This is a genomic window from Kribbella sp. C-35, assembly GCF_046549195.1.
Lineage (GTDB): Bacteria > Actinomycetota > Actinomycetes > Propionibacteriales > Kribbellaceae > Kribbella.
Window position 1 is genome coordinate 760,310 of record NZ_JAJPWG010000003.1, and the last position, 23,006, is coordinate 783,315.

Below are 23,006 nucleotides of genomic sequence, written 5' to 3' on the forward strand. Positions count from 1 at the left end.
CTGTGGACACCGTCAGGCAGCGGCCTCCGGCGCCCCACAGCGTAGCCCTCGGGTCCGGCGAGGCGGACGCCGGGATGCCGCCGGCGGGGTGCCGGAGCGATGTCCAGAGCAACGGTGCGCGCGCGCACGAGGCATGCGATTGAGCGTTTGTCAAGGCGGGAAATGGGCCCTGACCAGCGCAAACGCCCCAACCGGACCACCGACCGCGTGGTAGGATAGATCTCGGAAAGGGGCACGTGACATATGACTTTCACAGTCGGCGAGACGGTTGTTTACCCCAATCACGGAGCGGCCGTCATCGAGGACATCGAGACCCGTCAGATCAAAGGTGAGGACAAGACCTATCTGGTCTTGAGGATCGTCGCTCAGAACGACCTGGTCGTCCGGGTCCCCGCGTGCAACCTCGATCTCGTCGGCGTGCGTGACGTCGTGGATCAGGCTGGCCTGGAGCGCGTCTTCGACGTGCTGCGTGCACCGCACACGGAGGAGCCGACCAACTGGTCGCGACGCTACAAGGCGAACCTGGAGAAACTGCACTCCGGTGACGTGCTGAAGGTGGCAGAGGTCGTCCGCGACCTGTGGCGCCGTGAGCGTGACCGCGGTCTGTCCGCCGGTGAGAAGCGGATGCTGGCGAAGGCTCGCCAGATTCTGGTCTCCGAGCTGGCCCTGGCCGAGCACACCAACGAGGACAAGGCGGAAGCCATCCTCGACGAGGTCCTCGCTTCCTGAAGTAGCTGTGCATGAGTAGCGCGGTCGTGATTCCCGCGGCCGGGCTAGGGCTGCGACTCGGTGGTGAGACCCCGAAGGCATTTCGAGAGGTCGGTGGCGACTCGCTGCTGGTCCACGCGGTGCGTGGGCTGAAGGCAGCGACCGCCGCCGACCTCATTTGTTTCGTGGTCGCGGTGCCGCCCGGCTCCGAGGAGACGGTCGGCAAGGAGCTCACGCCGTACGTCGGGGACTCGCAGCTGCTCGTGGTGGCCGGAGGTGCGGAGCGGCCCGCCTCGGTGCGGGCGGCGTTGGACGTGGTGCCGGTCGACGGGATCGACTGCATCCTGGTCCACGACGCGGCGCGGGCGTTCGTCCCGGCCGATGCGATCGAGCGCGTGGTCGCGGCGGTGCGAGCCGGCGCCGAGGCCGTCGTACCGGTGGTGCCGGTGACGGACACGATCAAGCGGGTCGGGCCGACCGGTGAGGTTGTCGACACGCCCGATCGGTCGACGCTGGTCGCCGTACAGACGCCGCAAGGGTTCGCTCCTGACGTACTGCGTCGCGCGCATGCGGCCGGTGCCGACGCGGGCGTGACCGACGACGCGATGATGTGTGAGCGGATCGGGGTCACGGTGCGGACGGTCGAGGGCTCGCCGGACGCGTTCAAGGTGACCCGGCCGCAGGACCTGCTGCTCGCCGAGGCGCTGCTGGCGGAGCGGAGGATCTCGTGAAGGTTCCACGGGTCGGCAACGGCATCGACGTACATCCGCTGGAGGAAGGCCGCCCGATGTGGCTGGCCGGCCTGCATTGGCCGGAGGAGCCCGCTGGGCTGTCAGGTCATTCCGATGGCGACGCGGCTGCCCACGCCATCTGTACGGCGTTGCTCACCGCCGCGAAGCTGGGTGACCTGGGATCGAACTTCGGCACCGCCGAGCCCGAATGGGCCGGTGCCGCCGGGGTCGTGCTGGTGGCGGAGGCCGCGCGCCGGGTTCGGGCCGCCGGGTTCGAGATCGGCAACGTCGCGGTGCAGATCGTCTGCAACCGCCCACGGATCGGCACCCGCCGCGAGGAGGCGGAGAAGGTCCTCTCCGCCGCGTGCGACGCCGAGGTTTCGGTGAGCGCGGCAACAACCGACGGCCTCGGCTTCCCCGGCCGCGGCGAAGGCATCACCGCCATCGCCACCGCCCTGATCTACTGAACAGGATCAGGAGAGAACCGCGCGGCGCGGGGGTTCAGTTCGTTGCCCATGGGTTGGGTGAGGAGGGTGTAGAGCTCGGGGCGGCGGCCTCGGAGCCAGCGGCGGCCGGTTGCCAGGGGCACCAGATCCAGGTCGAGGTCGCCGGCCACCACGGCCTCGGCGGGGACCGGAGTCTCCGCGACGATCCGCCCGTACGGGTCGAGGATCATCGCGTTCCCGGTGCGGAGCTCGTTGTCGTCCCGGCCGACGCCGTTGCTGAACAGTACGAACATCCCGTTGTCGTGCGCCCGCGCCGGCAACCACCGCATCAGCCATCCCCGCCCACTAGGCCCGTTGAAGGCCTCCTCGATCGCCGCGCGGTCCCCGCTGGTCCACACCTCGAGCGGGATCGGCTTCATCCCGTGCGGGCTGCGCGAGCTCGTCCCGCCGGTCTGGTGCGGCGCGATCAGGACCGTTGCACCGAGCAACGCCGTGATCCGGACGTTCTCGACCAGGTTGTTGTCCCAGCAGATCAGCACCCCGGCCCGGAATCCCCACGGCGTCTCGAACACCGTGTACGACGATCCGCTAGCGATCTCCTCGTGCTCGAACGCGTGCAGCTTCCGGTGCACGTGAACGGTCCCGTCCGGCAGGCAGACGGCGTACGCATTGAACAGCGTGCCGTCAGCATCCTCGAGGAACCCGACTCCGATCCCGGCGTCCAGTTCCTTGGCCAGAGCAACGACCCGGCTGACCAGCGGTCCGTCGGCCGGCTGGGCGAGCTCGTGCAACCGCACGGCGGTGTGCCGCCGGAGATGCCAGTAGCCGAGCAGACACATTTCCGGGAGTACGACGAGCCGGGCGCCGTCGGCAACCGCCGCGCGAGCGAGTCGCTCGACGGTGGCGAGGTTGGTCGAGGGCTGGTCAGGGGTCGGCTCGAACTGCACCACAGCGGCGCGAAAGGACGTCATACGACCATCGAAACGCCGCGGAACCTATGACGTCCAATAGCGCTTCGGGGAGATTCCATATCCTGGGGTTATGGATCTCCGTTTGCTGCGGGCGTTCGTCACGGTGGCCAGGCTGCGGAACTTCGGGGCCGCGGCCGCGGAGCTGTCGACCAGTCAGCCCGCGTTGACCAAGCAGATCCAGGTGCTGGAGCGCCGGGTCGGCTCGGTGCTGTTCACCCGCGGCAGGCACGGCGCGCGGCTGACCCCGGCCGGGGAACTGTTGCTTCCTGACGCTCTGGAGTTGCTGGAGCGTTCCGAGGCCTTCGAGCGACGCGCCGTTCAGGTGGCGTCCGGGACCGAGGGTTCGCTGGCGATCGGGTTCGGGTTGTCGGGGATCGAGCTGGCGCCGCTGGCGGTGGCGCTGTTCCGGAGCCGGTGGCCGGGAGTGACGATCTCGCTCGAGGACATGTCGTCGGCGGAGCAGTGCGAGCGCCTGCTGGCCGGGAGCCTGCAGATCGGGTTCGTCCGGTTACCGGTGCCGGCCGGCCTCGAACACCTTCGGTTACGACGGGACCGCCTCACCCTCGCCGTACCGGCCGATCAGCAGTTGCCGCGTGATTTGGTCGGCTGGATCGACGCGCGGCCGCTGGTCCGCCTGACCCCCGACCGCGGGCCGGGGCTGACCGCCCAGATCAACATGCTGTACGCCGAACTTGGTTGCCACCCGCAAATACTCCAGGAGGCCGGGGACCTGCAGACCGTGCTCGCCCTGACCGCAGCCGGTGCCGGGCCGGCCGTCGTACCGCAGACCGCCGAACGGATCGCGCCGCCCGAGGTCCGCCTGGTCCCGCTCCCCGGCCGCGCGGCCACCTGGTGGACCGGCACCGCCTGGGCCACCAGAACCCCGCTCACCGAACGCTTCGTCAAAGCCGCCGCCGAGGTGGCGCGAAGCTCCTAGCGTTTCCGCGGCAGGGGCGGAAGCTCGTAGGAGTCCAGCCAAGCGGCGAACAGGTGGCGTAGTACCTCCTCGTCCGGGCTGAAGGTGGTGGCCAGGGCGATGAACTCGGCCGTGGTGACGGAGCCGTGCCGGTGCGTTTTGGTCCAGGTACGGAGGAGTTCGAAGAACGCGTCGTCGCCGAGGTGCTTGCGCAGTACGTGCAAGGTGATCGCGCCGCGCTTGTAGAGGCGGTCGTCGAACATCAGGTCCGGGCCGGGGTCCGACAGCATCAGGTCCTGTGTCAGGCCCTTCAACCGGGTGTGCGCCTTGGCCGCCTGCTGGTCGGCGGTGAGTCCGCGTGACTCCTCCGACCACAGCCACTCGGCGTAGCAGGCGAAGCCCTCGTTCAGCCAGATGTGCTGCCAGTTCGCCGGGGTCAGGCTGTTCCCGAACCACTGGTGCGCCAGTTCGTGCGCGACCAGCCGCTCCGACCCGTTCCGGCCGTCGACGTGGTTGCTGCCGAACACCGAGATGCCCTGCGCCTCGAGCGGGATCTCCAGCGGGTCGTCGGTCACCACGACCGTGTACCCGCCGAACGGGTACGGCCCGAACTGCCGGCAGAACAGTTTCATCATGTCCTGCTGGCGCCCGAAGTCGTGCCGGAACTCGCGGCTCCGCCCGGCCGGCAGCACGCCGCGGATCGTCACGGGCGAGGCCGCCAGGTTCACCTCGTCGTACCGCCCGATCTGCACGGTCGCGAGGTACGTCGCCATCGGCGCAGCCTGGTCGAACACCCACGTCGTACGGCTCGCCTTCACGCGGCGCGACACCAGCCGTCCGTTCGCGACGACCTGGTACGGCGAGTCCGTGGTGATCGAGATCCGGTAGTGCGCCTTGTCGCCGGGGTGGTCGTTGCACGGGAACCAGGTGGCCGCACCACTCGGCTGGCTGGCGACGATCACGCCCTCGGTGAGCTCTTCCCAGCCGAGCTCGCCCCACGGGCTGTCCTCGGGTTTCGGATTCCCGTTGTACTGGACGTCGACCGTGAACTCGGCGCCGTCCGGGATCGTCGTCGACGGCGTGACGTGCAGTTTGCCGCTCCGATGGACGTACCGCTGCGGGCGGCGGCCGTTCACCGTCACCTTCGACACCCGGAGTCCGGACAGGTCGAGGCTGAAGCGGGATAGCGCCTGGGTGGCGAACGCCGTGATCGTCGCCTTGCCGGTCAGCCGGTTGCTGCTGACCCGGTAGTCCAGGTCGAGCTCGTACGACTCGACCTTGTAGTCGATGCTTCCGTGGCTGGGCACATACGGGTCAACCATCAGCCCTGCCATGGACCGATCGGGTTCCCCGCCCACCGCGTACCCGCAGGCACACCTTCACCACGCATCACGAGAGACACCGGCCCGATGGTAGCTCCTGCTCCTACCGCGGCCGCCGGGAGGACGATGCCGTGCGGGCCGAGAGTTGCCCCGGCCCCGAAGGTGACTGTGTTCATGGAGAGAACTCGATCATGAAATAGGTGCGTTTGCAGCACACAACCGCGATTCACCGTGGCACCGTCGCCCAGGGTGACCAGATCTGCCTCCGGCAACCAGTACGTCTCGCACCAGACGCCTTTGCCGATCTTCGCTCCGAGTGACCGCAGCCAGAGCGTGAGGACCGGCGTACCGGCGGCGGCGTTCGCGAACCACGGCGCGGCGACCAGCTCGACGAAGCTGTCGACCACCTCGTTGCGCCAGACGAACGAACTCCACAGCGGATACTCGACCGCTCGCGTGCGGCCCACGATGACCCATTTGGCGACCGTCGCCATCCCGCCCGCGACCGCGCCGGCGGCGAGGATGACCGCGCCGGACAGCAGCATCGTCCACCACGGACCGAGCCAGAGGTCGAGCGCCTGCAGCGCGAACAGCACGCCGAGGGCGATCAGCACCGTGCACATCATCGGGACGAACCGGCACAGCTCGACCAGCGCGCGGGCGACCTTCAGCTTGTACGGCGGGTTGAACGTGCGGCTCTGATCACCCGAGACGGCCTGGCGGCGGAGCTTCACGGGCGGTGATCCGAGCCACGACGTACCGGCCTTGGACTTCTTCGGGGCCGCGGACAGCACCGCGACCAGGCCGTTCTTCGGGACGCTCCGCCCGGGCGCGGTCATCCCGGAGTTGCCGAGGAAGGCGCGCTTGCCGACCTTCGCGCCGGCCACGTGCAGCCAGCCGCCGCCGAGCTCGTACGACGCGATCATCGTGTCGTCGGCCAGGAACGCACCCTCGCCGACGGTGGTCATCTTCGGCAGCAGCAGGACCGTCGACGCCTCGACGTCGCGGCCGATCTTCGCGCCCAGGGCGCGCAGCCACCACGGGGTCAGCAGGCTCGCGTACAGCGGGAAGAGCAGGGTGCGTGCGGAGTCCAGGAGCCGTTCGGTCGCCCAGACCTGCCATCCGATCCGGCTACGGACCGGGTAGTGACCGGGCTTGATCCCGATGCCGAGGAGCCGTACGCCGATCAACGTGAGGATCGCGATGGTGGCGAACCCGACCAGCGTCATCAACGGGATCGCGCCCAGCGCGTGGAGCGCCGCGTCAGACAGCGTCTGGGTACCGCGCACCGCGAGCCCGAGGACGACGAACGCCGCGGCGGCTCCGGCGACCGGGATCAGGGACATGAGCGCGGACTGGGCGCCGTACGCCGCAACCCACCACGGAGCGCGCGCGGGACGGTGGTCGGGCCACGGGTGCCGCGCGCGGCCGAGCCGGGCGGCGGGCGAGCCGGACCAGCGCTCGTTCTCGGGGACCTTGCCGGAGACGGCCGAGCCGGCCATGATCTCGGCGCTCCGGCCGATCTCCGTGCCGGGGAGCAGCGTGCTGCGGGAGCCGACGACCGCGTCGGGGCCGACGGAGATCGATCCGACGTGCAGCCGGTCGCCGTCGATCCAGTAGCCGGCCAGGTCGACCTCGGGCTCGATCGAGGCGCCGCGGCGCATGGTCAGCATGCCGGTCACCGGCGGCAGCGTGTGCAGGTCGACGCCGCGACCGACCTTCGCGCCGAGCGCGCGGGCGTAGTACGCGATCCAGGGCGCGCCCGCCAGGTTGGCGGCGCCGGCCGCGTCGGCGAGGTTCTCCGCGGCCCACAGCCGGACGTGGACGCTGCCGCCGCGTGGATATGTGCCCGGTTTCAGGTCGCGCAGCAGGATGCGGGCGCCGACGACCGCGATACCCATCCGGCCCGCCGGGCTGATCAGGATCAGCCAGCCGGCCAGGATCCACCACCACGACACGGTCCGCGCCCACGGGAGCGGCTCGATCAGAGCGGCGAGGAGATTGTTCAGCGTGAACACGTAGACCAGCCAGCGGACGCCGACGACGGTCTGCAGGATCAGTGTCAGCGCGGTCTGCAGGAGCTGCGTGCTCTTCGGGGTCGGCCGGATCTCCCGGAGCTCGACCGGCTCGAGTGCCGCGGGCTTGAAGTCGTCGAGCCGCTCGGCGAGCGCGCCGAGCCGCGGGTACTCGTAGATGTCGCCGACCGTGACGTCCGGGAACCGCTCGCGGAGCGCGGAGACCAGCTGGGCCGCGGCGAGGCTGCCGCCGCCGTGCAGGAAGAAGTCGTTATCGGGTCCGGTGACCTTGGCGCCGAGGATCTTCGTCCAGCGTTCGGCCAGCCAGCCGGCGGTTCCGTCCAGCTCGGCGGCCGGGCCGTCGCTGTCCATCCCGGGCAACGGCCAGGGGAGTGCGTTGCGGTCGACCTTGCCGGAGGTCCGGGTCGGCAGCGTGTCGACGACCGCCAGCAGCGGCACGAGTGCGGCGGGAAGCGCTTCACGCAGACGCTCGGTGGCCTTGGCGTTGTCGAAGGTGATGGCCTCGTCCGGTACGACGTACCCGACGAGGAGCTGATTGCCCGCGGCGCTGTTGCGTACGGCGGCCGCGGCGCCGGTGACACCTGGGAGCGCCTGCAGAGCGGCGTCGACCTCACCGAGCTCGATCCGGCGGCCGCCGAGTTTGACCTGCTCGTCGGCGCGGCCCTGGAACAGCAGGCCCAACGGGTCGGACCGCACCAGGTCGCCGCTGCGGTACGCGCGGTCCCAGCCGAGCGTCGGCATCGGGGCGAACTTCTCGGCGTCCTTGGCCGGGTCGAGGTACCGGGCCAGGCCGACACCGCCGATGATCAGCTCACCGATCTCGCCGTCGGCCACTTCGTTGCCTGTGGCATCTACAACGGCGAGGTCCCAGCCGTCCAGCGGGAGGCCGATCCGTACCGGGCCTTCGCCGGTGAGCTGGGCGGCGCACGCGACGACGGTGGCCTCGGTCGGCCCGTAGGTGTTCCAGACCTCCCGGCCCTCGATGGCGAGGCGCTCGGCCAGTTCCGGTGGGCAGGCCTCGCCGCCGAAGATCAGCAGCCGGACCTGGTCGAGGGCGTCCGGCGGCCAGAGCGCGGCCAGCGTCGGCACGGTCGAGACGATCGTGATGCCCTGGGCAACCAACCACGGGCCGAGGTCCATACCGGTACGAACCAGCGAACGGGGTGCGGGCACGAGGCAGGCGCCGTGCCGCCAGGCCAGCCACATCTCCTCGCAGGACGCGTCGAACGCGACGGACAGGCCGGCCAGGACCCGGTCGTCGGGCCCGATCGGCTCGTCCTGCAGGAACAGGCGGGCCTCGGCGTCGACGAACGCGGCCGCCGATCGGTGCGTGACGGCGACGCCTTTCGGTACGCCGGTCGAGCCCGAGGTGAAGATGATCCACGCGTCGTCGGTCGGCTCCGGGCCGCCGGCGCCGCGCGAGTTCGTCGTACTCGTGGCGTCCATGCGGGCCGAGTACGGGTAGTCGAAGGCGCCGTTGGCCGCGTCGTTGTCGGCCATCGGCGCCTGCTGCGGGCGGGTCAGCGTGAGCTCGAGTTCGTCGCCGACCGTGGCCGCGACGGCTGCCTCGCCGAAGACGAGTTCGGCACGCTCCTCCGGGTCGTCGGCGTCGACCGGGACGTACGCCGCCCCCGCTTGCAGGGTGCCGAGAATCGCGACGTACAGGTCGTTGTGTCCCGACGAGATCCGGATCCCGACGCGGTCGCCCGGGCCGATACCCGCCGCGGTCAGCCGGCCGGCGAACTTGGTCGTCTGCACCAGCAGTTCGCGATAGCTCAGGCTGACGCTGCCGTCGTCCAGCGCGGGCTCGTCGGCGTATTTCGCGGCCGTCTCCTCGAGCACATCCACCAACGTCCGCGAGGCCGTCGCCAGGTCCCCGCGTCGCAACGTCACGGGCGGATAATACGCCGCCCAGTTACCGCTTGGATAACCCGAAGCAAACACGTGGGTGCACCCATCAACCGCTTGTTCACAGGCGAACCGGCGTGCCGGGCGATCACACGGGGACGTTGATGGAGTTGTCGCGGGTCGTGGTGCGGGGCGGTTTGTTCATGTCCGGGACGGTAAGTCGGGTCGCTCGGGACCCCTCCCGAGCTCAGTCCAGGACGTCGAGGTCCGCCGGGACCAGCGTGGTGGTCAGCAGCAGTTCCCGGAACATGTTGTCGTTCAGCGCGTTCCCGACGGGCTCGCCGACCTCCTCACGAGTCAGACCGGGTACGCCGTCTCGCGACAGCCGACTGCGGACGTTCGAGACCAGGTGCTCGACCCGCTTGGCTGTCCAGTTCTCCGTCGGCTGCAGCTCGGCCAGCTGGTCCGCAGCTTGTCGCCATGACAGCGGCAGCGGGTGCAGGTCGTGCAGCAGGTACCGCTGGCCGACCACGATCAGCGCGAGCTTCTCAGCCGGTGACAGCCGCCAGTGGCGCGGCGGGTGCGTTGACTCACGTGGCCGCGGTACGGGGCGAGTGCCGCTGTCGCCCACGACGTACACCTCCAGGAGGTGCTCGCGACCGCTGGAGCCCTGGACGAAGAGCGGTGTGTAACCAGCCGCGAGAGGTATCGGGTCCTCGCCGGCGAACAGCGTCCGCTGCCGTGGGAACCGCACGGGGAGCCGACCGGTCACCGCGACGTACCACTGGTTGCTGCGGTAGCTGATCGAGCCGTGCCTCCGGCTGACGCGCGGATCGTCCTCGCCGATGCAGACATGCACCTCGGGACGGTTCCGTCCGAACAGGATCGTCCGGTGCGGTCCGGCGTCGGCGCTGACGCCGCCTGCGACGCTCAGCACGAAGATAGTGCCCGGCTGGGCGTCAGGTACGCCGCCTGCCAGGCTGGTCTGGTTCGGAGGGAGACGTTCCATCTCAGGCCTTCGGCAGCTTCGCCGCGACTGACTGACCGAGCTTCGTGGCCAGTCCGCACAGTGTGGTCTGCGTACCAGGACCTCTCGCGATCACCGTCACCAGCTCGACCGTATCGGCGTACTGCCGGAACACGATCAGCACCGCACAGGTCCCCGGACCGTCGTCCTCGCTCGACACGAACGCGGACCGGCCGGACATCGTCACCGGACGCCCGTCCGACGCGTCCAGCGGCTGGTCCCGGTCGAACCGTACGTCGACCGACAGATCGCTGGTCGTGCTCTCCCAACCGCACGACCAGCCGCCGAACGACGTGTCCGGATGCTTCGCGTCCACCGCCGGGATCAGCTCGAGCGCCTGGTTGTCCAGCAGCGTGCAGGCGTCGAGATGCGCCAGCGACGCGGCCGCCAACGGCTGCGTACGGCGGGGGATCGGTCCGGCCTTCAGTACGCCGATCGCCTTCTGCGTAACGGCTTCCGCCATCGCACACACGTCCATCCCGGACCCGTCGGTGTGCCGGGCCTCGACCACGACATGCGTACCGTCCGACAGCACGAGTACTCGCTCGCAGTCGCCGTCCTCGGCCCGCGCACGGACGACCCTGTTCAGGTTGCCGGTGAGCTTCTCCACCGCACCCTGAGGCAGTTCGTTGTCTGCTTCGTCGAATTCCGCCCGTACGTCGACCTGCTGGCCGCCGGTGCCGTTCACCACCACGTCACACCGGTCGAAGTTCCCGTACGCCGGTTCCAGCGTCGCGTCCCCGAACTTGCTCAGCGACGCCTCGTCGATCAACGCACAGGGGTCCACCGTCAACGGATCACCCACCGGACCGGCAACAGCCGTCGTGGGCGCGGCCGACGGCTCAGACGGTCCCGACACCGCCCGACCGATCAGCACACCCAGTACGGCTATCACTGCGACGCCCGCAGCCGCCGCCGGGATCACCCATCGCTTGCGTCGCCTGCTGACGGGGGCGGCCGCCGTACCACCGAGCTCGTTCACGACCTCAGCGATCGACGGGCGGTCACCTGGCTCGACAGCGAGCATCCGCGTGATCAGCGGTGTCAGCTCGCCACCGCGTCGCAGCGGCTCGAGTTCACCGTGTGCGGCGCGCCGCAGTACCGCCAGCGGATTCGGGTCGTCGCCGAACGGCGAGTGGCCCTCCAAGGCCGTGTACAGCACCGCGCCCAACGAGAACACATCGGATGCGGTCGTCGGGTCGTTGCCATTGGCCACTTCCGGTGCGAGGTGGTTCGGCGTACCGACCGTCGAGCTGTCCGTCAGCGTCGCCTCGGCCCACAGCCGCCGCGAGATGCCGAAGTCGGCGAGTTTCGCCGTACCGTCCGCAGTGACCAGGATGTTGGCGGGCTTGAGGTCCCGGTGGATGATGCCCGCCGCGTGCACGGCCTGCAGCGCGGACGCGATCTGTACGCCGATCCGCGCGACCTGGTCTGGTGGCAGCTTGCCCAGTTCGTCCAGGCCATGCGACGGCAGGTACTCCAGGACCAGCCAGTGCTCGTCCCCGTCCGTCACGACGTCGAAGATCGTCACCACGTGCGGGTCGTGCAGCCGGGCTCCGGTCCGCGCCTCGCGACGCAGCCGGCGCCCCTCCGGGTCGTCCACACCGGGGTGCGCGCGTTTCAGCGCGACCACCCGGTCCAGCTGCTGGTCGTGGGCACGCCAGACCGAGCCCATACCGCCCGAGCCGAGCGGTTCCCCCAACAGGTAGCGGCCCCCGATCAGCCGGGCCGTCACTTCACCAGGTCCGCCGATACCGCGAAGGTGTCACAGGCCTTGTTCGCGCCGACGTTGAAGCCGTTCTGGATCCAGAAGCCCTGGCTGGTCGCCAGACCGTGCGTCCGCTCGTCCTCCGGCGTGTCCGCCGACTCACCGAAGCTGTTGCTGGACTGCTCCTTGAACTCCAGCAGCCGGTTGGTCAGCGGGTACGACTTCGCCACGGCCTTGCTGAACACGCCGCCGAAGCAGGAGGCCTGCAACTCGTTGCGGCGTGAGCTTTCCAGCTTCTGCTCCGGGTGCTCCTGCAGGTAGACCGCACGTGCGTAGAACAGCCCGGTGACACCCTGGACGTGGTGGCCGTACTCGTGGGCGATCGTCATCAGATACGCCAGGTCGTGGGTCGGACCGAAGGCCCGGTTCATCTGCTTCACGTCGACGTACATCACCTGGTTGCCGTAGCAGTAGAACGCCAGTACCCGTCCGGACAGCGGCTGGAAGTTGCCGCACGCGGTCGTCACCGGCTGGTCGAACACGACCAGACCCGGGTCCGGCTTCTCCTGGCCGAGCTCCTTGAAGATCGGGCGCCACGCGTCGTTCAGGCACTTGAAGAGCCGCTGGTAGTAGACCTTCTGCGACGCCAGGCTGCCGCTGCCGAGGTTGGCCGCCGGGCAGTTCTGCTCCGGCAGCGGACCGGTGCGGTAGACGTCGGCGTTCAGCAGGAAGTCCTCGGCGGTGCCCTTCTCGGGGGTGGTCGTCGGCGTCGGCACGATCGACGGACCGGTCACCTTGGGCTCGGCCGTGTTCTTCTCGGTGCTGTCGGAGCCCAGCAGCGCGGCCAGCACGGCTACCGACACGCCGATGAAGGTCAGGAAGATGAAGCTCACCAGAACCAGGCGCAGCGCCCCGCCCCGCTTCCGCGGCGGCTGGAACCCGTTGAACTGGCCAGGACCGCCGTAGTACGGCTGGAACTGACCTGGGAACTGCTGACCCTGGTACTGCTGACCGGGGTACTGCTGTCCCGGGTACGGCGTACCTTGCATCGGACCCGGCGGGTACTGGCCCTGCTGCGGCGGCCACGGCGCGGCCTGCGGCGGTGGCGGCACACCGGGCGGCGGGCCGAGTGGCCGGCCCTGCGGTGCGCCCTGCGGCGGGCCGCCGTACCCGTACGGGCTGCTCACAGGTCTGGCCTCCATGTGGTCGGGTCACGCGGTCGGTCGAGTTCGCTGCACGAACCGGCACGAGACTACTCTCGACCCATGTCACTGAAGCGCCGCCTCCTCCCGGCTGCCCTGCTGATGTCCCTGACCGCCCCGCTGTTCGTTGCCCTGAGCACTGTGGCCGCCGAGGCGGTGGCCCCGATGGCAGGGGACCAGATCACCGCGTACTCCGCGGACGCCACGCTCACCAAGGACGGTGAACTGCAGGTCAAGGAGACGGTCGACCTGACCGCCGGCGGTACGACGTTCAGCCGCACGCTGGCCACCCGGGTCCGGTCGGACGCCGAGCGGGACCGCACGTACGAGCTGAAGGACGTGTCCGCGACGGTGAACGGACAGCCCGCCCAGGGCTTCCAGAACGAGAGCACCGACGACGGCCGCAAGCTGACCCTGAACGTGTCCGGGCAGTCGAAGGTCGTCTACAGCTACACAGTGGACAACGTGGTCGCCGACTCGATCGACGGCCGCCAGGTGAGCTGGCCGATCGTCCAGGGATTCGACACGTCGATCCCGAAGGCCGAGCTGAGCGTCAGCGTGCCGTTCGCGACCTGGGTGACGTGCTTCGCCGGCCGCACCGGGTCCAGCCTGCCGTGTACGTCGTCGCAGCTGGGCGAGTCGGCCGCGCTGGAGATCCAGCAGAACGGCGTACCGGCCGGCGGCCGGGTGACGTTCCTGACCGGGCTGAGCGACCAGGCGACCGTACAGGCGAACGCGCAGTTCTCGACCCGCTGGACGCTCGGGAGGGCGTTCACGGTCGACAAGACGACCGTCGGGCTGGCAGTGCTCGTGTTCGGGCTCGGACTGCTCGGTGCGGTCGGCCTGTGGTTCTTCCGCGGCCGGGACGCCGCGAAGGTCGGCGAGGGTGCGCCGGAGCGTCCGGTGCTCGACGGCTCCGACGGCCCGCAGTTCGCCGCTCCGGACGGCATCCGGCCCGGCCAGGTCGGCACCGTGGTGGACGAGACGGCCGACGTCGTCGACATCACCGCGACCCTGCTGGACCTTGCCGTGCGCAACTACCTGACGATCGTCGAGCAGCCGCGCGAGTCGCACTTCGGCAAACTCGACTGGGAGCTGCAGCGGCTGCACCCCGGCGGTCCGGAGCTGCTGGCCTACGAGAAGGCCCTACTGGACGCGGTGTTCGCTGACGGCGACTCGGTGCTCGTCTCCGCGCTCGGCCCGTCGCTGCGGCCGCGGCTCAACCTGGTCCGCGAGCAGCTGTACTCCGACGTCGTCACGCAGGGCTGGTTCAACAACCGCCCGGACGCGGTGCGGAACCGGTGGACCACCGCCGGCGTGGTGCTGCTCGGTGCGGGCGTCGTACTGACCATCGTGCTCGCGATCGTCAGCAAGTTCGCGCTGGTCGGTTTCGCCGTCATGGCGGCCGGTCTGGTGCTTGCACTCGTCGGACAGGCCGCACCGGCCCGCACCGCGCGCGGTGCCGCCGTACTGGGCCGCGTGGCCGGTCTGCAGCACTACCTGGCCAACGAGACCTCGGCCGATCTGCCGCAGAGCCACCGGCTCGAGTTCGCGTCCCGCTGCCTGCCGTACGCCGCTGTGCTCGGACTGACCGAGAAGTGGGCGCTGGAGATCGCAGCGACCGATGACGACGACGACCCCGACGCCGGCATCGGCTGGTACTCCGGTCCGGAGAACTGGCACCTGTCCGACATCGGGGAATCGCTCAGCAACTTCGTCACGTCGTTCGGCGGCTCCCTGACCACCGCCCGCCGCCTCTTCGGCTGAGGCGGCGGTCGCCTTCACCGCGGTCTAGTTCACCCGAACGTCGGCCGCGGTGAAGGTGTTGCAGGAGTCCGGCTTCTTGTTGTTGTAGCCGGTGATCGACCACTGGTAGTTGCTGACCCGGTTGCCGTGGTCGTGGACCCGCGGCCGGGCGTAGTCGTCACCCGAATGCGAGATCAGGAACTTCCAGTTGTTCAGCAGTACGCCGTTCATCGGGAGGTACGTCGCGTTCGCGCCGAGGTAGACCGCGCCGAGACAGGTCGCCTGCAGCTCGCGCCGGCGGCTCTCGGTCAGCTTCTGGTTCGGCGTCATGCTCTGCTGCCGGGACATCGACGAGGCGAGGATCCCGCTCAGCTTCTGGATGTGGTGGCCGTACTCGTGCGCGAACGTGTTCAGCATAATCGCGCGGGTGTAGACCGGGTTGCTCTTGTAGTACCGGTTGTCGACGCTGAACGGCAGGTAGATCGTCTCGTTCGCACCGCAGTACGCCGCCCGCACGCTGCGCTGCACGCCACACGGTGAGGGCACCTTGCCGACGTACACGACCGCCTTCGGGTTGCGGAACGGCAGGTTCGCCTTCTTCATCGCCAGCCACCAGGTGCGGTTCAGGCAGGGCAGCAGGCGGTTGTAGTACTGCTGCGCCGCCGGGACGGTGACCGGTGCGAACGGCGGCTCCGCGCACTTCGACGCTGCCAGCGGGCCGATCGTGTAGAGCCGGCTGCCCTTCACGACCTCGTCGACCGTCGGGCCGCGCGGCGTCGACGGGGACGGCGAGGTGGACGGGCTCTCCGACGGGGACGAGGACTCCGAGGTCGCGGTCGTCGGGGTCTGCTTCGCCTCGGGCTCGTCGCCGCCGAGGCCGCGGATGAGCAACGTGACGCCCGAGCCGACCACGAGGACGGCGAGCACCACCAGGCCGATCAGGAGAGTGCGGGAGATCTTCTTCTTGCGCCGGCGGCGGCCACCGGGTGGCTGCGGGATCGGGATCGGCGGGTACTGCCAGGTGGGTGCCTGCTGGACAGGTTGACCCATCGGGCCGATTTGACCGCCTTGACCTCCCTGGCCGCCCTGGGGGGCGGCGTGACGGGCGCCGGTCTGCTGTTGCTGCGGCGGGAGCGCGTTGCTCCACGGGGAGGACTGCTGCTGGTTCTGTTGCTGGCTCTGTTGCTGACCTTGCGAGCCCCACAGGTACGAGCCCTCGGAGTGCGGACCGGTCTGCTGCTGGCGGGACTGCTGCTGCGAAGGCGACGCCTGCCACGCACTCGACTCGGACTGCTCCGTGGCCGACTGACCGGCACCAGTTTGCAGAGGCCACGACTGAGTCCCCCACTGGGGAGCGTTCGGCTGGGACTGGTTGGGCTGGGAGGGCCCAGAGGTGCTCGCGCCCGACTGCGGGTTCTGACCACCCTGCGGACCTCGCGGGCCGGGCTGCGGCGGACCTGACTGCCACGGGCTAGGAGTAGTGGCGCCGGGCTGGGATGCCGGTGGGGCGGACTGCCAGGAACCAGGCTGGTTCGGGCGTGACTGACCAGGCCCGGGCTGAGCCGGACCGGGCTGGTTCGGACGTGGCTGGTTCGGACGTGGCTGGGGCGGGCCGGATTGCGACGGACCGGGCTGGTTCGGTCCCGGTCGACGAGGGCCGGGCTGGTTCGGGCTCGGCTGCGGGCGGCCGGGCTGGGGCTGGCCTGAGTGAGGTTGGCCGGGGGCGGGTTGGTCGGGGTGTTCGCGGCGGTTGGGGTCCCAGCCGCCGTCGAACCAGCTGCTGGCGGGCTGTTCGGACTGGGCCGGGTTGCTGAACTCCCGCTTGGCGTCGGAGTCGCCGGTCCACCACGTGGCCGGCTGACCCTCCCCAGGGCTCTGCTCACCGGGACCACGAGGGCCGGCCTCGTTGTCCCGGGATCCGAACCAACCACCACTACCGGGTCCTTGGCCTGCGGGCGGCTGGCCGGGAACGGGCTCCTGCGGGCGGTCCGGCTGATCGTCAGCCGGGTCGCTCCCCGGGGGCTGGTTCCTGTTGTCCGACATCGATGCTCCTCACGACCTTGCTGGGTATAGCTCTGCAGCTCGTTGGTGGGGCGCCGAAGCCGCCTCCCCCTACATATCCTCCGCGACATACTTTGCGCGATACGGACCCACCAGGCTAGCTACCCCGGCCAGTCGTTTCGAAGTAGACCAGTGACGGCCCTCACTGCACCTTGGCGGCCGATGCGGCGAACGTGTTGCAGACACTCGGGTTGCGGGCGTTGTACCCGCGGGTGGCCCAGTACTGGTGGTTGTTCGCGTCCCCGTGGTCGTTCGCGTCGTCGGTCACGTGCCCGATCAGCCAGCGCCACTGGAACTGCGACTGCCCGGTGATCGGGTAGCTCCGCCGGTTCGCGCCGATGAAGATGTCCGAGAAGCAGGACGCCTGCAGCTCCAGCCGCCGGCTGTCCTGCAGCTCCATCGCGTACGTCGGCCGCTCGTACCGGATCCGCGCGTACGCCTGCAGGATCCCCATGTTGTTCTGGATGTGGTGCCCGTACTCGTGCGCGAACTGGTGCAGCATCCACATCCGCGCCCACACCTTCTGGTAGGCCTGCGGGTAGCGGTTGTAGTTGCCGATGTCCTCGGTGAGGTTCATGTAGATGGTGTCGGTGGTGCCGCAGAAGAACGGCGGCCCGGAGTCGCTGTGGGTTCCGCACGGCGTCGTGATCGTGCCGCTGAAGATCTTCACGGTCGGTGCGCCGAACCGCCCACCGGCCTTGGTCACCAGCGGCGCCCACGCCCTGTTCAGGCAGCCCCACAGGTTCTTGTAGTTGGCCCGCGCGCCGGCAACGGTGCTCTGCCGCGCCTTGGACTCCTTGCAGTTCACCGACGCCATCGCACCGGCTTTGTAGAGCCTGTTCCGCAGCACCAAGTCGCTGTCCGTCGGCCCTGGGTTGGTCGTCGGCTTGGAGGTCGCTGTCGCGGTCGACCGGGTCGCGGTCGGCCGCGGCGCCTGCGTGGTCTGCCGGACGGTCGGCTTGGTCGTCGGCACGTTGGTCGGCTGGCCGGACGGTTCCTCCGTCGGCTGGTTCGTCGGGGTGTACGACGTGGTGGTCGTCGGACTCGCGTACGACGGGTCGCCGCCGTCACCCTTCAGCGCCGCCGAGACGATCTTCAGCGCGGTGACGCCGACCAGCAGCACACCGACCAGGACCAAGACGGCGATCAAACCGCCACGGCCCTTCTTCGGCGGTTTCGGTCCACCAGGTGGAGCGCCCCACCCGAACTGCGGCTGCCCAGGACCCGGCATCGGCTGCCCCTGGAACGAGTGCCCGTGAAACGGCTGTCCCGGCCCCGGAGGCCCCTGATACGGAGGTCCGTAGCCCGGCCCCTGCTGCCAGGGCGGAGGTGGCTGCTGCGGCGGGTACTGCTGCCCGGGAGGAGGTCCCCATTGGTTGCCTGACACACCCGGGACGCTACCGGAGCCAGGGCTCAACTTACCCGGGCAGGCGACGCCGACCAGGTGTTGCAGCTGGCCGGATTACGGCTCTGGAAGGCTGCGCGGCTCCAGGCTCCGTGGTTGGTGGTGCTGCCGTGGTCCCGCGGGTACGGCGGACGGTCGCCGCTGTTGTTCACGTCGTACAGCCACATCTGGTACGCGTACCCGGTGATGCCGTAGCTGCTGCGGTTGGCGCCCAGGAACACGTTGCCGAGACAGGAGGCCTGCAGCTCGAGCCGGCGACTCAGCTGCAACGCTCCGGCGGCGGAAGCGTCGTACCGGAGCTTGGTGTAGGCCTCACCGAGCCCGGTCATCCACTGCACCGAGTGCGCGTACTCGTGGGCCATGGTGAACGTGCCGACCATCCGGCCGAACGTCGGGTTCTGCTTGTAGAACGAGATGATCGACGGCGACTCCATATAGATGGTGTGCGTCGTCGGGCAGTAGAACGAGCGCCCGACGCCACCACCGCACGGGGTGTTCACCGAGCCGCCCCAGACGACCAGACCGGGTGACCGGAACCGGCCGCCGGACGCGGCGACCTGCTTCGGCCAGGCGCGATCCAGGCAGGCCCTGATCGCCTTGAAGTACGCCAGCGACTGTGAGCCGTTGCCGAGGCCGGTCTTGGCCTGCTTGCAGTTCACGGTCCGCATCACGCCGGTCTTGTAGAGCCGGTGCGTGGCGTTGTAGGTCGCCGGGTTCACGGTCTGCACCGGCTTCGGCGGGGTGACCTGCGTCGTCGCGGTCGTCCGCGTGGGCGGAGGAGCAGCAGTCGTCCGAGAAGGAGGCGGCGGGACGCTGCTCGGAGCAGTAGTCGGCTCAGAGGTCGCTGACTTCGTGGCGACCGGTACGGCCGTGGCAGGTCCATCGTCGCCGCCCTGTGTGAGTTTCACAGCCAGGAACACGCCGCCGGCTGCGACCGCCGCCAGCACTGCGACGACCAGTAGCGCCGTACCGCCGGATTTCTTCCGTGGCGGCTGGGGCGGCAACGGTCCCCACCCGTACTGCGGGCCGGGCGGCGGCGGAGGGGCGTAGTACTGCGGAGGCACGGAGTACTGCGGAGGCGGAGGCCCACCCTGGTAGCCCTGTTGCGGCGGCGGGCCGAATTGTCCGGGTCCCGGTCCCCATTGGTTGCCTGACACTCCCCAGACGCTATCGTGCCCCGTGTCAACCTGACCCTCTCTTTACGGTGTGATTGGGCGATGCGTCTACGTCTCCTCGGGCTCTCCCTGTGTGCCCTCGGCCTGCTCGGCCTCTCGACTGTCCCAGCCGGTGCGGCCGGCGCGGACGCAAGCAGCTCTGCCGCCGACCCGGTGGTGACCACGTACGACAGTCAGGTCCGCGTCGAACGTGACGGCCTGCTCCGGGTCGCCGAGACCTGGAAGCTCAGCAACGTGAACGGGACCTTCACCCGGTTCATCGTCACGCGCGACCACCTGCCGGACGACATCGACCACGTCCAGGAGATCGGCGACCTACAGGTCAAGGCCGGCGGCCAGGACAAGAAGGCCGACGTGAAGGTGGAGGGCGACGTCACGTCGATCGCCGTACCGGACGTCAGCGGCGGTACGACGCAACTCGACGTCACGTACACCGTGAAGGGCGCGGTGGCGAAGACCCTGGACGGCACCGAGGTCCGGTTCGCGCCGCTGACCGGGATCAACCTCCCGATCCAGACCGCGAACATCGTCTTCAGCGTCCCCGAGGTCTCACACGTCGCCTGCTTCGCCGGCCCGATCGACAGCAACATCCCGTGCACGCTCGCGCAGATCGGCGAGACCTCCGGCCCGACGTTCCAGCAGACCGCGCTGCCGCCGGGCAACACGGTCAAGATGGCGGTCGGTTTCCCGAAGGGCCAGATCGCGGACAACTCGATCATCGAGTACCGGCACACCTTCAAGCGCGCCTTCTCCACCGACGCGGCCCAGCTGATCACCGCGCTGGCGGTGCTGCTGCTCGGCGCGATCGCGCTGTTCGTGCTGTACCGGCTGCGCGGCCGGGACCAGGTCGACCCGCGGCGCGTCGTCCCGGCGTCGCTGTTCAGCCTCGGCACCGACACGCGGATCGACTTCACGCCGCCGTCCGACCTGCGGCCCGGTGAGGTCGGCACGCTGATCGACGAGCGGATCGACCCGGTCGACGTGACCGCGACGATCATCGACCTGGCCGTCCGCGGTCACATCCAGATCGTCGAGCTCGAGCACAGCACCGAGTTCGCGCGCCCGGACTGGGAACTGCGCCGGGTCTCCAATGCCCCGGCGGAGGAGCTGCAGCGGTACGAGAACGTGCTCATCCGCGCGATCTTCGGCGACGCCGACTCGGTGCTGGTCTCCGAGCTCGGCAAGCAGGTCCGGGCGAACCTGGCCCAGGTCCAGGACGCCCTGTACGACGGTGTCGTCAAGCGCGGCTGGTTCACCGAGCGCCCGGACCGCACTCGGTCGCTGTGGGCAACGATCGGCATCGTGACCACCGTGGTCGGCGTCATCGCGACGGTCCTGCTGGCCCTGCTGTCGACCTGGGGCCTGCTCGGCCTCGCGATCACATTGGTCGGCGTCGGCCTGCTCGTGGTCGGCCGCTACATGCCGGCCAAGGCGCCGGCCGCCGGTCGCGTGCTCGGCCAGGTCGCTGCGATCCGCGGTGAGCTGCTGGAGATGGACGTCAGCGAGCTGCCGACCGACCAGCACGCCGAGCTCTGCTCGCGCGCTCTGCCGTACGCCGTCGTACTCGGCGGCTCGGACCGCTGGATCGACGCACTGGTCGCGACGGACTCCACGCCGGACCAAGAGGACGAGGGCTTCACCTGGTACCGCGGCCCGAGCGGCTGGCACCTGCAGTACCTGCCGGACTCGCTCCGCAACCTCACCACCAACCTGACGGGCGCGCTGTTCGCCCGCTGAGGTCTAAAGAACAGGGCCCGCCACGCCGCCCCGGCGTGGCGGGCCCTGTCGTCTCTACCAGTTGTGCTGAGGATCCGACGGCGCCGGCAAGGCCAGGCCCTCCGGGTGGACGACGTACACCAGTCCACCCGAGTGCGGCACCCACGCGTTCTCGAAAGCCGTTCTGTCGTACGTCGTCCGCACCTGGTCGTTACTCGCGATCAGGTGCGACGCGGGGTCGTTGACGACCACGTTGCCGTTCTGGTCGAACCCGACGATCACCATCAGGTGCCCGTTGGTCCCGTAGCCCGCACCGGGCAGGTCGCCCTTCTTGAACGACAGCGACGCGATCAGCGGGATCCCCGCCTTGATGAACTGCTCCGCCTCGGTCAGCGACCGCAACCGCGTGACGAAGGCGTCCACACCACGCGACCCGGCGTACGCCGTGTTGAACGGCCAGTTGCCCGCACCGTCGTACGCGTAGTCGAAGACGGACCGGGCCGAGTGGTCGACCTGTGGATCCGGGTCGGACGGGTCGACCCATGCGGTCTCGGCAGCGGTCGGGCCGGCGCCGTAGTAGTCCAGCACCATCGCGGTGGACGTCGCCGAGCACCAGGCCTCGCCGCCGCCGTCCCACTGCGGGTAGTGGCCGATGTGTGTCTCCTGCGAGTACGTCGGTACGTCGAGGACGATGCCCTCCGCGCCGCCGAGGGGGCTGACGGCAACCTTCTTGTCGGACGGCAGCCGGGAGGCCATCGCGCCGACGGACCGGACCACGGGCGACTGCGTCGTACCGCTCAGCCGGTACAGGGTGACCTTGAGCTGCCAGCGGTCGAGCCACTGACCTGTGGCGGACTGGAAGGTGTCGACGGCAACGGATCCGTTGGCGTCGCCCTGGCTGGGCACCGAGGTCCGGTGGATGTCGCCGGCCGCGGTGTCGTCGCCACCGGACCAGCGGCCGAGCACGTACCACTTGGTGGTCGTGCCGAGGTTCGTCGTACCTGCCATCGAGACCTCGACCCAGGTGCCTGGTGGCGTGGTGGCGTTCCAGGAGGCGACCAGCTCGGTCAGCCCGAAGCCGGTGCTGACATGCGGTGAGACCCAACTGGTCTGGTCGTAGGACTTGGCGGTGCCGTCGCCGAACGGGTCGACGTACGACGTGGTGCCGGTCGCCGTGCCGAACGTCAGGGCGCCGTCGGCGACCGTGGTGCCGAACTGCTGGCCGGCCAGGAAGTCGGCGTTCGACGTCCACGTGCGATAGGCGATCTGCCGTGCCGGTGCGACCTTCACGGCTTCGCTCGGCAAGGTGCCGGCGCTGAGCACAACCACACCAAGAATCAGGGCGGTGACGGAACGGGCGGAAGTCATACTCCGACGGTAGACCGGGCGGCAGTCGCTGTCATCAAGACGGCGTGCCGCGACAGAAACTTACGAACGTTTGTCCCATTCGCTGTAGAGCATGGCGAAAACCAACTCGTCGGTCCACTCGCCCTTGAGGTACTCGTTCTGCACGAAGTGCGCCTCCTGCCGGAGACCGAGCCGCTCCAGCAGTTTCACCGAGCCGGTATTGCGGGCGTCGAGCCGCGCGATGATCCGGTGCAGGCCGAGCTCCTCGAACCCGAGCCGCAGCAGTTCGACCGACGCCTCGGCGGCGTACCCGTGGCCGTGCGACTCCGGGTGGAAGACGTACCCGAGCTCGCCGGTGCGGTGCTCGACGCTGTTCATGAACAGCGTCACCTCGCCCAGGTGGTGACCGGTGTCCCGCAGGATCACTGCGACGGTGAGCGCTTGACCGTCGGCGTCCATCGGGACATCGGCCAACCGGCCGGTGAGGGCCTCCTTGACCTGCTCCGGCGTACGCACGTCGTACAGCAGAAAACGTGTGACGTCGGGGTTCGACTGCAGTTTCAGCAGGTCGTCGTAGTCGTTCTCGACGTAGCGTCGAAGGGTCAGGCGGTCAGTCTCGATCGGCAGTGAATAGCTCACCG

The 23,006-nt window shown here is 69.4% G+C and carries 17 protein-coding genes; 6 read left to right on the forward strand and 11 right to left on the reverse strand.

The features are described 5' to 3' along the window. The first annotated feature begins 243 nt into the window (after positions 1-243). Genes ACLJOO_RS23590 through ispF form a run of 3 tightly spaced genes read left to right on the forward strand, consistent with a single transcriptional unit; the run spans position 244 to position 1,906 of the window. A complete protein-coding gene (locus ACLJOO_RS23590; RefSeq protein WP_130446326.1) occupies positions 244-729 on the forward strand; it encodes a CarD family transcriptional regulator in 486 nt (161 codons plus the stop codon). A gap of 11 nt (positions 730-740) precedes the next feature. Beyond that, a complete protein-coding gene (ispD, locus tag ACLJOO_RS23595) occupies positions 741-1,439 on the forward strand; it encodes a 2-C-methyl-D-erythritol 4-phosphate cytidylyltransferase (RefSeq protein WP_410789455.1) in 699 nt (232 codons plus the stop codon). Further along, positions 1,436-1,906, forward strand: coding sequence for a 2-C-methyl-D-erythritol 2,4-cyclodiphosphate synthase (ispF, locus tag ACLJOO_RS23600; RefSeq protein WP_130383313.1), 471 nt, complete (start codon positions 1,436-1,438; stop codon positions 1,904-1,906). The genes ispD and ispF overlap by 4 nt, the downstream gene beginning before the upstream one ends. Here the strand turns inward: ispF and ACLJOO_RS23605 are convergent. Next, on the reverse strand, positions 1,900-2,856 hold the full coding sequence (locus ACLJOO_RS23605) for a nitrilase family protein (protein WP_410789456.1): 957 nt from the start codon (positions 2,854-2,856) through the stop codon (positions 1,900-1,902). The two genes, ispF and ACLJOO_RS23605, sit on opposite strands and share 7 nt — an antisense overlap. A gap of 70 nt (positions 2,857-2,926) precedes the next feature. Between ACLJOO_RS23605 and ACLJOO_RS23610 the strand changes: the two genes are divergently transcribed. After that, a complete protein-coding gene (locus tag ACLJOO_RS23610; protein WP_410789457.1) occupies positions 2,927-3,793 on the forward strand; it encodes a LysR family transcriptional regulator in 867 nt (288 codons plus the stop codon). On the opposite strand, the gene ACLJOO_RS23615 is transcribed toward ACLJOO_RS23610, so the two are convergent. From ACLJOO_RS23615 to ACLJOO_RS23635, 5 genes are all read right to left on the reverse strand, one after another. Beyond that, positions 3,790-5,094, reverse strand: a complete 1,305-nt coding sequence (locus ACLJOO_RS23615; RefSeq protein ID WP_410789458.1) for a M1 family metallopeptidase — start codon at positions 5,092-5,094, stop codon at positions 3,790-3,792. The two genes, ACLJOO_RS23610 and ACLJOO_RS23615, sit on opposite strands and share 4 nt — an antisense overlap. Continuing rightward, complete coding sequence (locus ACLJOO_RS23620) at positions 5,094-9,023, reverse strand: Pls/PosA family non-ribosomal peptide synthetase (protein ID WP_410789459.1); 3,930 nt, start codon at positions 9,021-9,023, stop codon at positions 5,094-5,096. Before ACLJOO_RS23620 ends, ACLJOO_RS23615 begins: the two co-directional genes overlap by 1 nt. Before the next feature lie 202 nt (positions 9,024-9,225). Beyond that, positions 9,226-9,987 (reverse strand): FHA domain-containing protein, encoded by a 762-nt coding sequence (locus ACLJOO_RS23625; protein WP_410789460.1) that lies wholly within the window; start codon positions 9,985-9,987, stop codon positions 9,226-9,228. A gap of 1 nt (position 9,988) precedes the next feature. Further along, a complete protein-coding gene (locus tag ACLJOO_RS23630) occupies positions 9,989-11,740 on the reverse strand; it encodes a protein kinase domain-containing protein (protein WP_410789461.1) in 1,752 nt (583 codons plus the stop codon). Beyond that, positions 11,737-12,900 carry a neutral zinc metallopeptidase gene (locus ACLJOO_RS23635; protein ID WP_410789462.1) on the reverse strand — a complete coding sequence of 388 codons (1,164 nt, stop codon included), beginning with the start codon at positions 12,898-12,900 and terminating at the stop codon, positions 11,737-11,739. The genes ACLJOO_RS23630 and ACLJOO_RS23635 overlap by 4 nt, the downstream gene beginning before the upstream one ends. 78 nt (positions 12,901-12,978) lie before the next feature. On the opposite strand from ACLJOO_RS23635, the gene ACLJOO_RS23640 reads away from it, so the two are divergent. Continuing rightward, positions 12,979-14,682, forward strand: a complete 1,704-nt coding sequence (locus tag ACLJOO_RS23640; protein ID WP_410789463.1) for a DUF2207 domain-containing protein — start codon at positions 12,979-12,981, stop codon at positions 14,680-14,682. Positions 14,683-14,706: 24 nt separating this feature from the next. Here ACLJOO_RS23640 and ACLJOO_RS23645 read toward each other — a convergent pair whose 3' ends face one another. The 3 genes from ACLJOO_RS23645 to ACLJOO_RS23655 all read right to left on the reverse strand — a co-directional run bounded on the left by ACLJOO_RS23645 (position 14,707) and on the right by ACLJOO_RS23655 (position 19,191). Next, positions 14,707-15,711 carry a neutral zinc metallopeptidase gene (locus tag ACLJOO_RS23645; protein WP_410789464.1) on the reverse strand — a complete coding sequence of 335 codons (1,005 nt, stop codon included), beginning with the start codon at positions 15,709-15,711 and terminating at the stop codon, positions 14,707-14,709. Between the two features lie 1,153 nt (positions 15,712-16,864). Beyond that, complete coding sequence (locus tag ACLJOO_RS23650; RefSeq protein ID WP_410789465.1) at positions 16,865-17,953, reverse strand: neutral zinc metallopeptidase; 1,089 nt, start codon at positions 17,951-17,953, stop codon at positions 16,865-16,867. Between the two features lie 182 nt (positions 17,954-18,135). Further along, positions 18,136-19,191, reverse strand: coding sequence for a neutral zinc metallopeptidase (locus tag ACLJOO_RS23655; RefSeq protein ID WP_410789466.1), 1,056 nt, complete (start codon positions 19,189-19,191; stop codon positions 18,136-18,138). A gap of 153 nt (positions 19,192-19,344) precedes the next feature. On the opposite strand from ACLJOO_RS23655, the gene ACLJOO_RS23660 reads away from it, so the two are divergent. Then, the gene (locus tag ACLJOO_RS23660; protein WP_410789467.1) at positions 19,345-21,039 is read left to right on the forward strand and encodes a DUF2207 domain-containing protein; all 1,695 of its coding nucleotides are present in this window, start codon (positions 19,345-19,347) and stop codon (positions 21,037-21,039) included. Between the two features lie 54 nt (positions 21,040-21,093). Here the strand turns inward: ACLJOO_RS23660 and ACLJOO_RS23665 are convergent, their stop codons facing one another. Then, positions 21,094-22,386: a peptidase C39 family protein gene (locus ACLJOO_RS23665; RefSeq protein ID WP_410789468.1), complete on the reverse strand. Its 1,293-nt coding sequence runs from the start codon at positions 22,384-22,386 to the stop codon at positions 21,094-21,096. A gap of 60 nt (positions 22,387-22,446) precedes the next feature. Next, positions 22,447-23,004, reverse strand: a complete 558-nt coding sequence (locus ACLJOO_RS23670; RefSeq protein WP_410789470.1) for a GNAT family N-acetyltransferase — start codon at positions 23,002-23,004, stop codon at positions 22,447-22,449. Positions 23,005-23,006 lie beyond the last annotated feature (2 nt).

Excerpts from the sequence above, each read along its gene's own strand:
- ACLJOO_RS23660 (WP_410789467.1), top strand. The coding sequence starts at position 19,345 with ATGCGTCTACGTCTCCTCGGGCTCTCCCTGTGTGCCCTCGGCCTGCTC.
- ACLJOO_RS23665 (WP_410789468.1), bottom strand. The coding sequence starts at position 22,386 with ATGACTTCCGCCCGTTCCGTCACCGCCCTGATTCTTGGTGTGGTTGTG.
- ACLJOO_RS23640 (WP_410789463.1), top strand. The coding sequence starts at position 12,979 with ATGTCACTGAAGCGCCGCCTCCTCCCGGCTGCCCTGCTGATGTCCCTG.
- ACLJOO_RS23615 (WP_410789458.1), bottom strand. The coding sequence starts at position 5,094 with ATGGTTGACCCGTATGTGCCCAGCCACGGAAGCATCGACTACAAGGTC.
- ACLJOO_RS23650 (WP_410789465.1), bottom strand. The coding sequence starts at position 17,953 with ATGCCGGGTCCTGGGCAGCCGCAGTTCGGGTGGGGCGCTCCACCTGGT.
- ACLJOO_RS23610 (WP_410789457.1), top strand. The coding sequence starts at position 2,927 with ATGGATCTCCGTTTGCTGCGGGCGTTCGTCACGGTGGCCAGGCTGCGG.
- ACLJOO_RS23645 (WP_410789464.1), bottom strand. The coding sequence starts at position 15,711 with ATGGGTCAACCTGTCCAGCAGGCACCCACCTGGCAGTACCCGCCGATC.
- ACLJOO_RS23590 (WP_130446326.1), top strand. The coding sequence starts at position 244 with ATGACTTTCACAGTCGGCGAGACGGTTGTTTACCCCAATCACGGAGCG.
- ispD (WP_410789455.1), top strand. The coding sequence starts at position 741 with ATGAGTAGCGCGGTCGTGATTCCCGCGGCCGGGCTAGGGCTGCGACTC.
- ACLJOO_RS23625 (WP_410789460.1), bottom strand. The coding sequence starts at position 9,987 with ATGGAACGTCTCCCTCCGAACCAGACCAGCCTGGCAGGCGGCGTACCT.
- ACLJOO_RS23605 (WP_410789456.1), bottom strand. The coding sequence starts at position 2,856 with ATGACGTCCTTTCGCGCCGCTGTGGTGCAGTTCGAGCCGACCCCTGAC.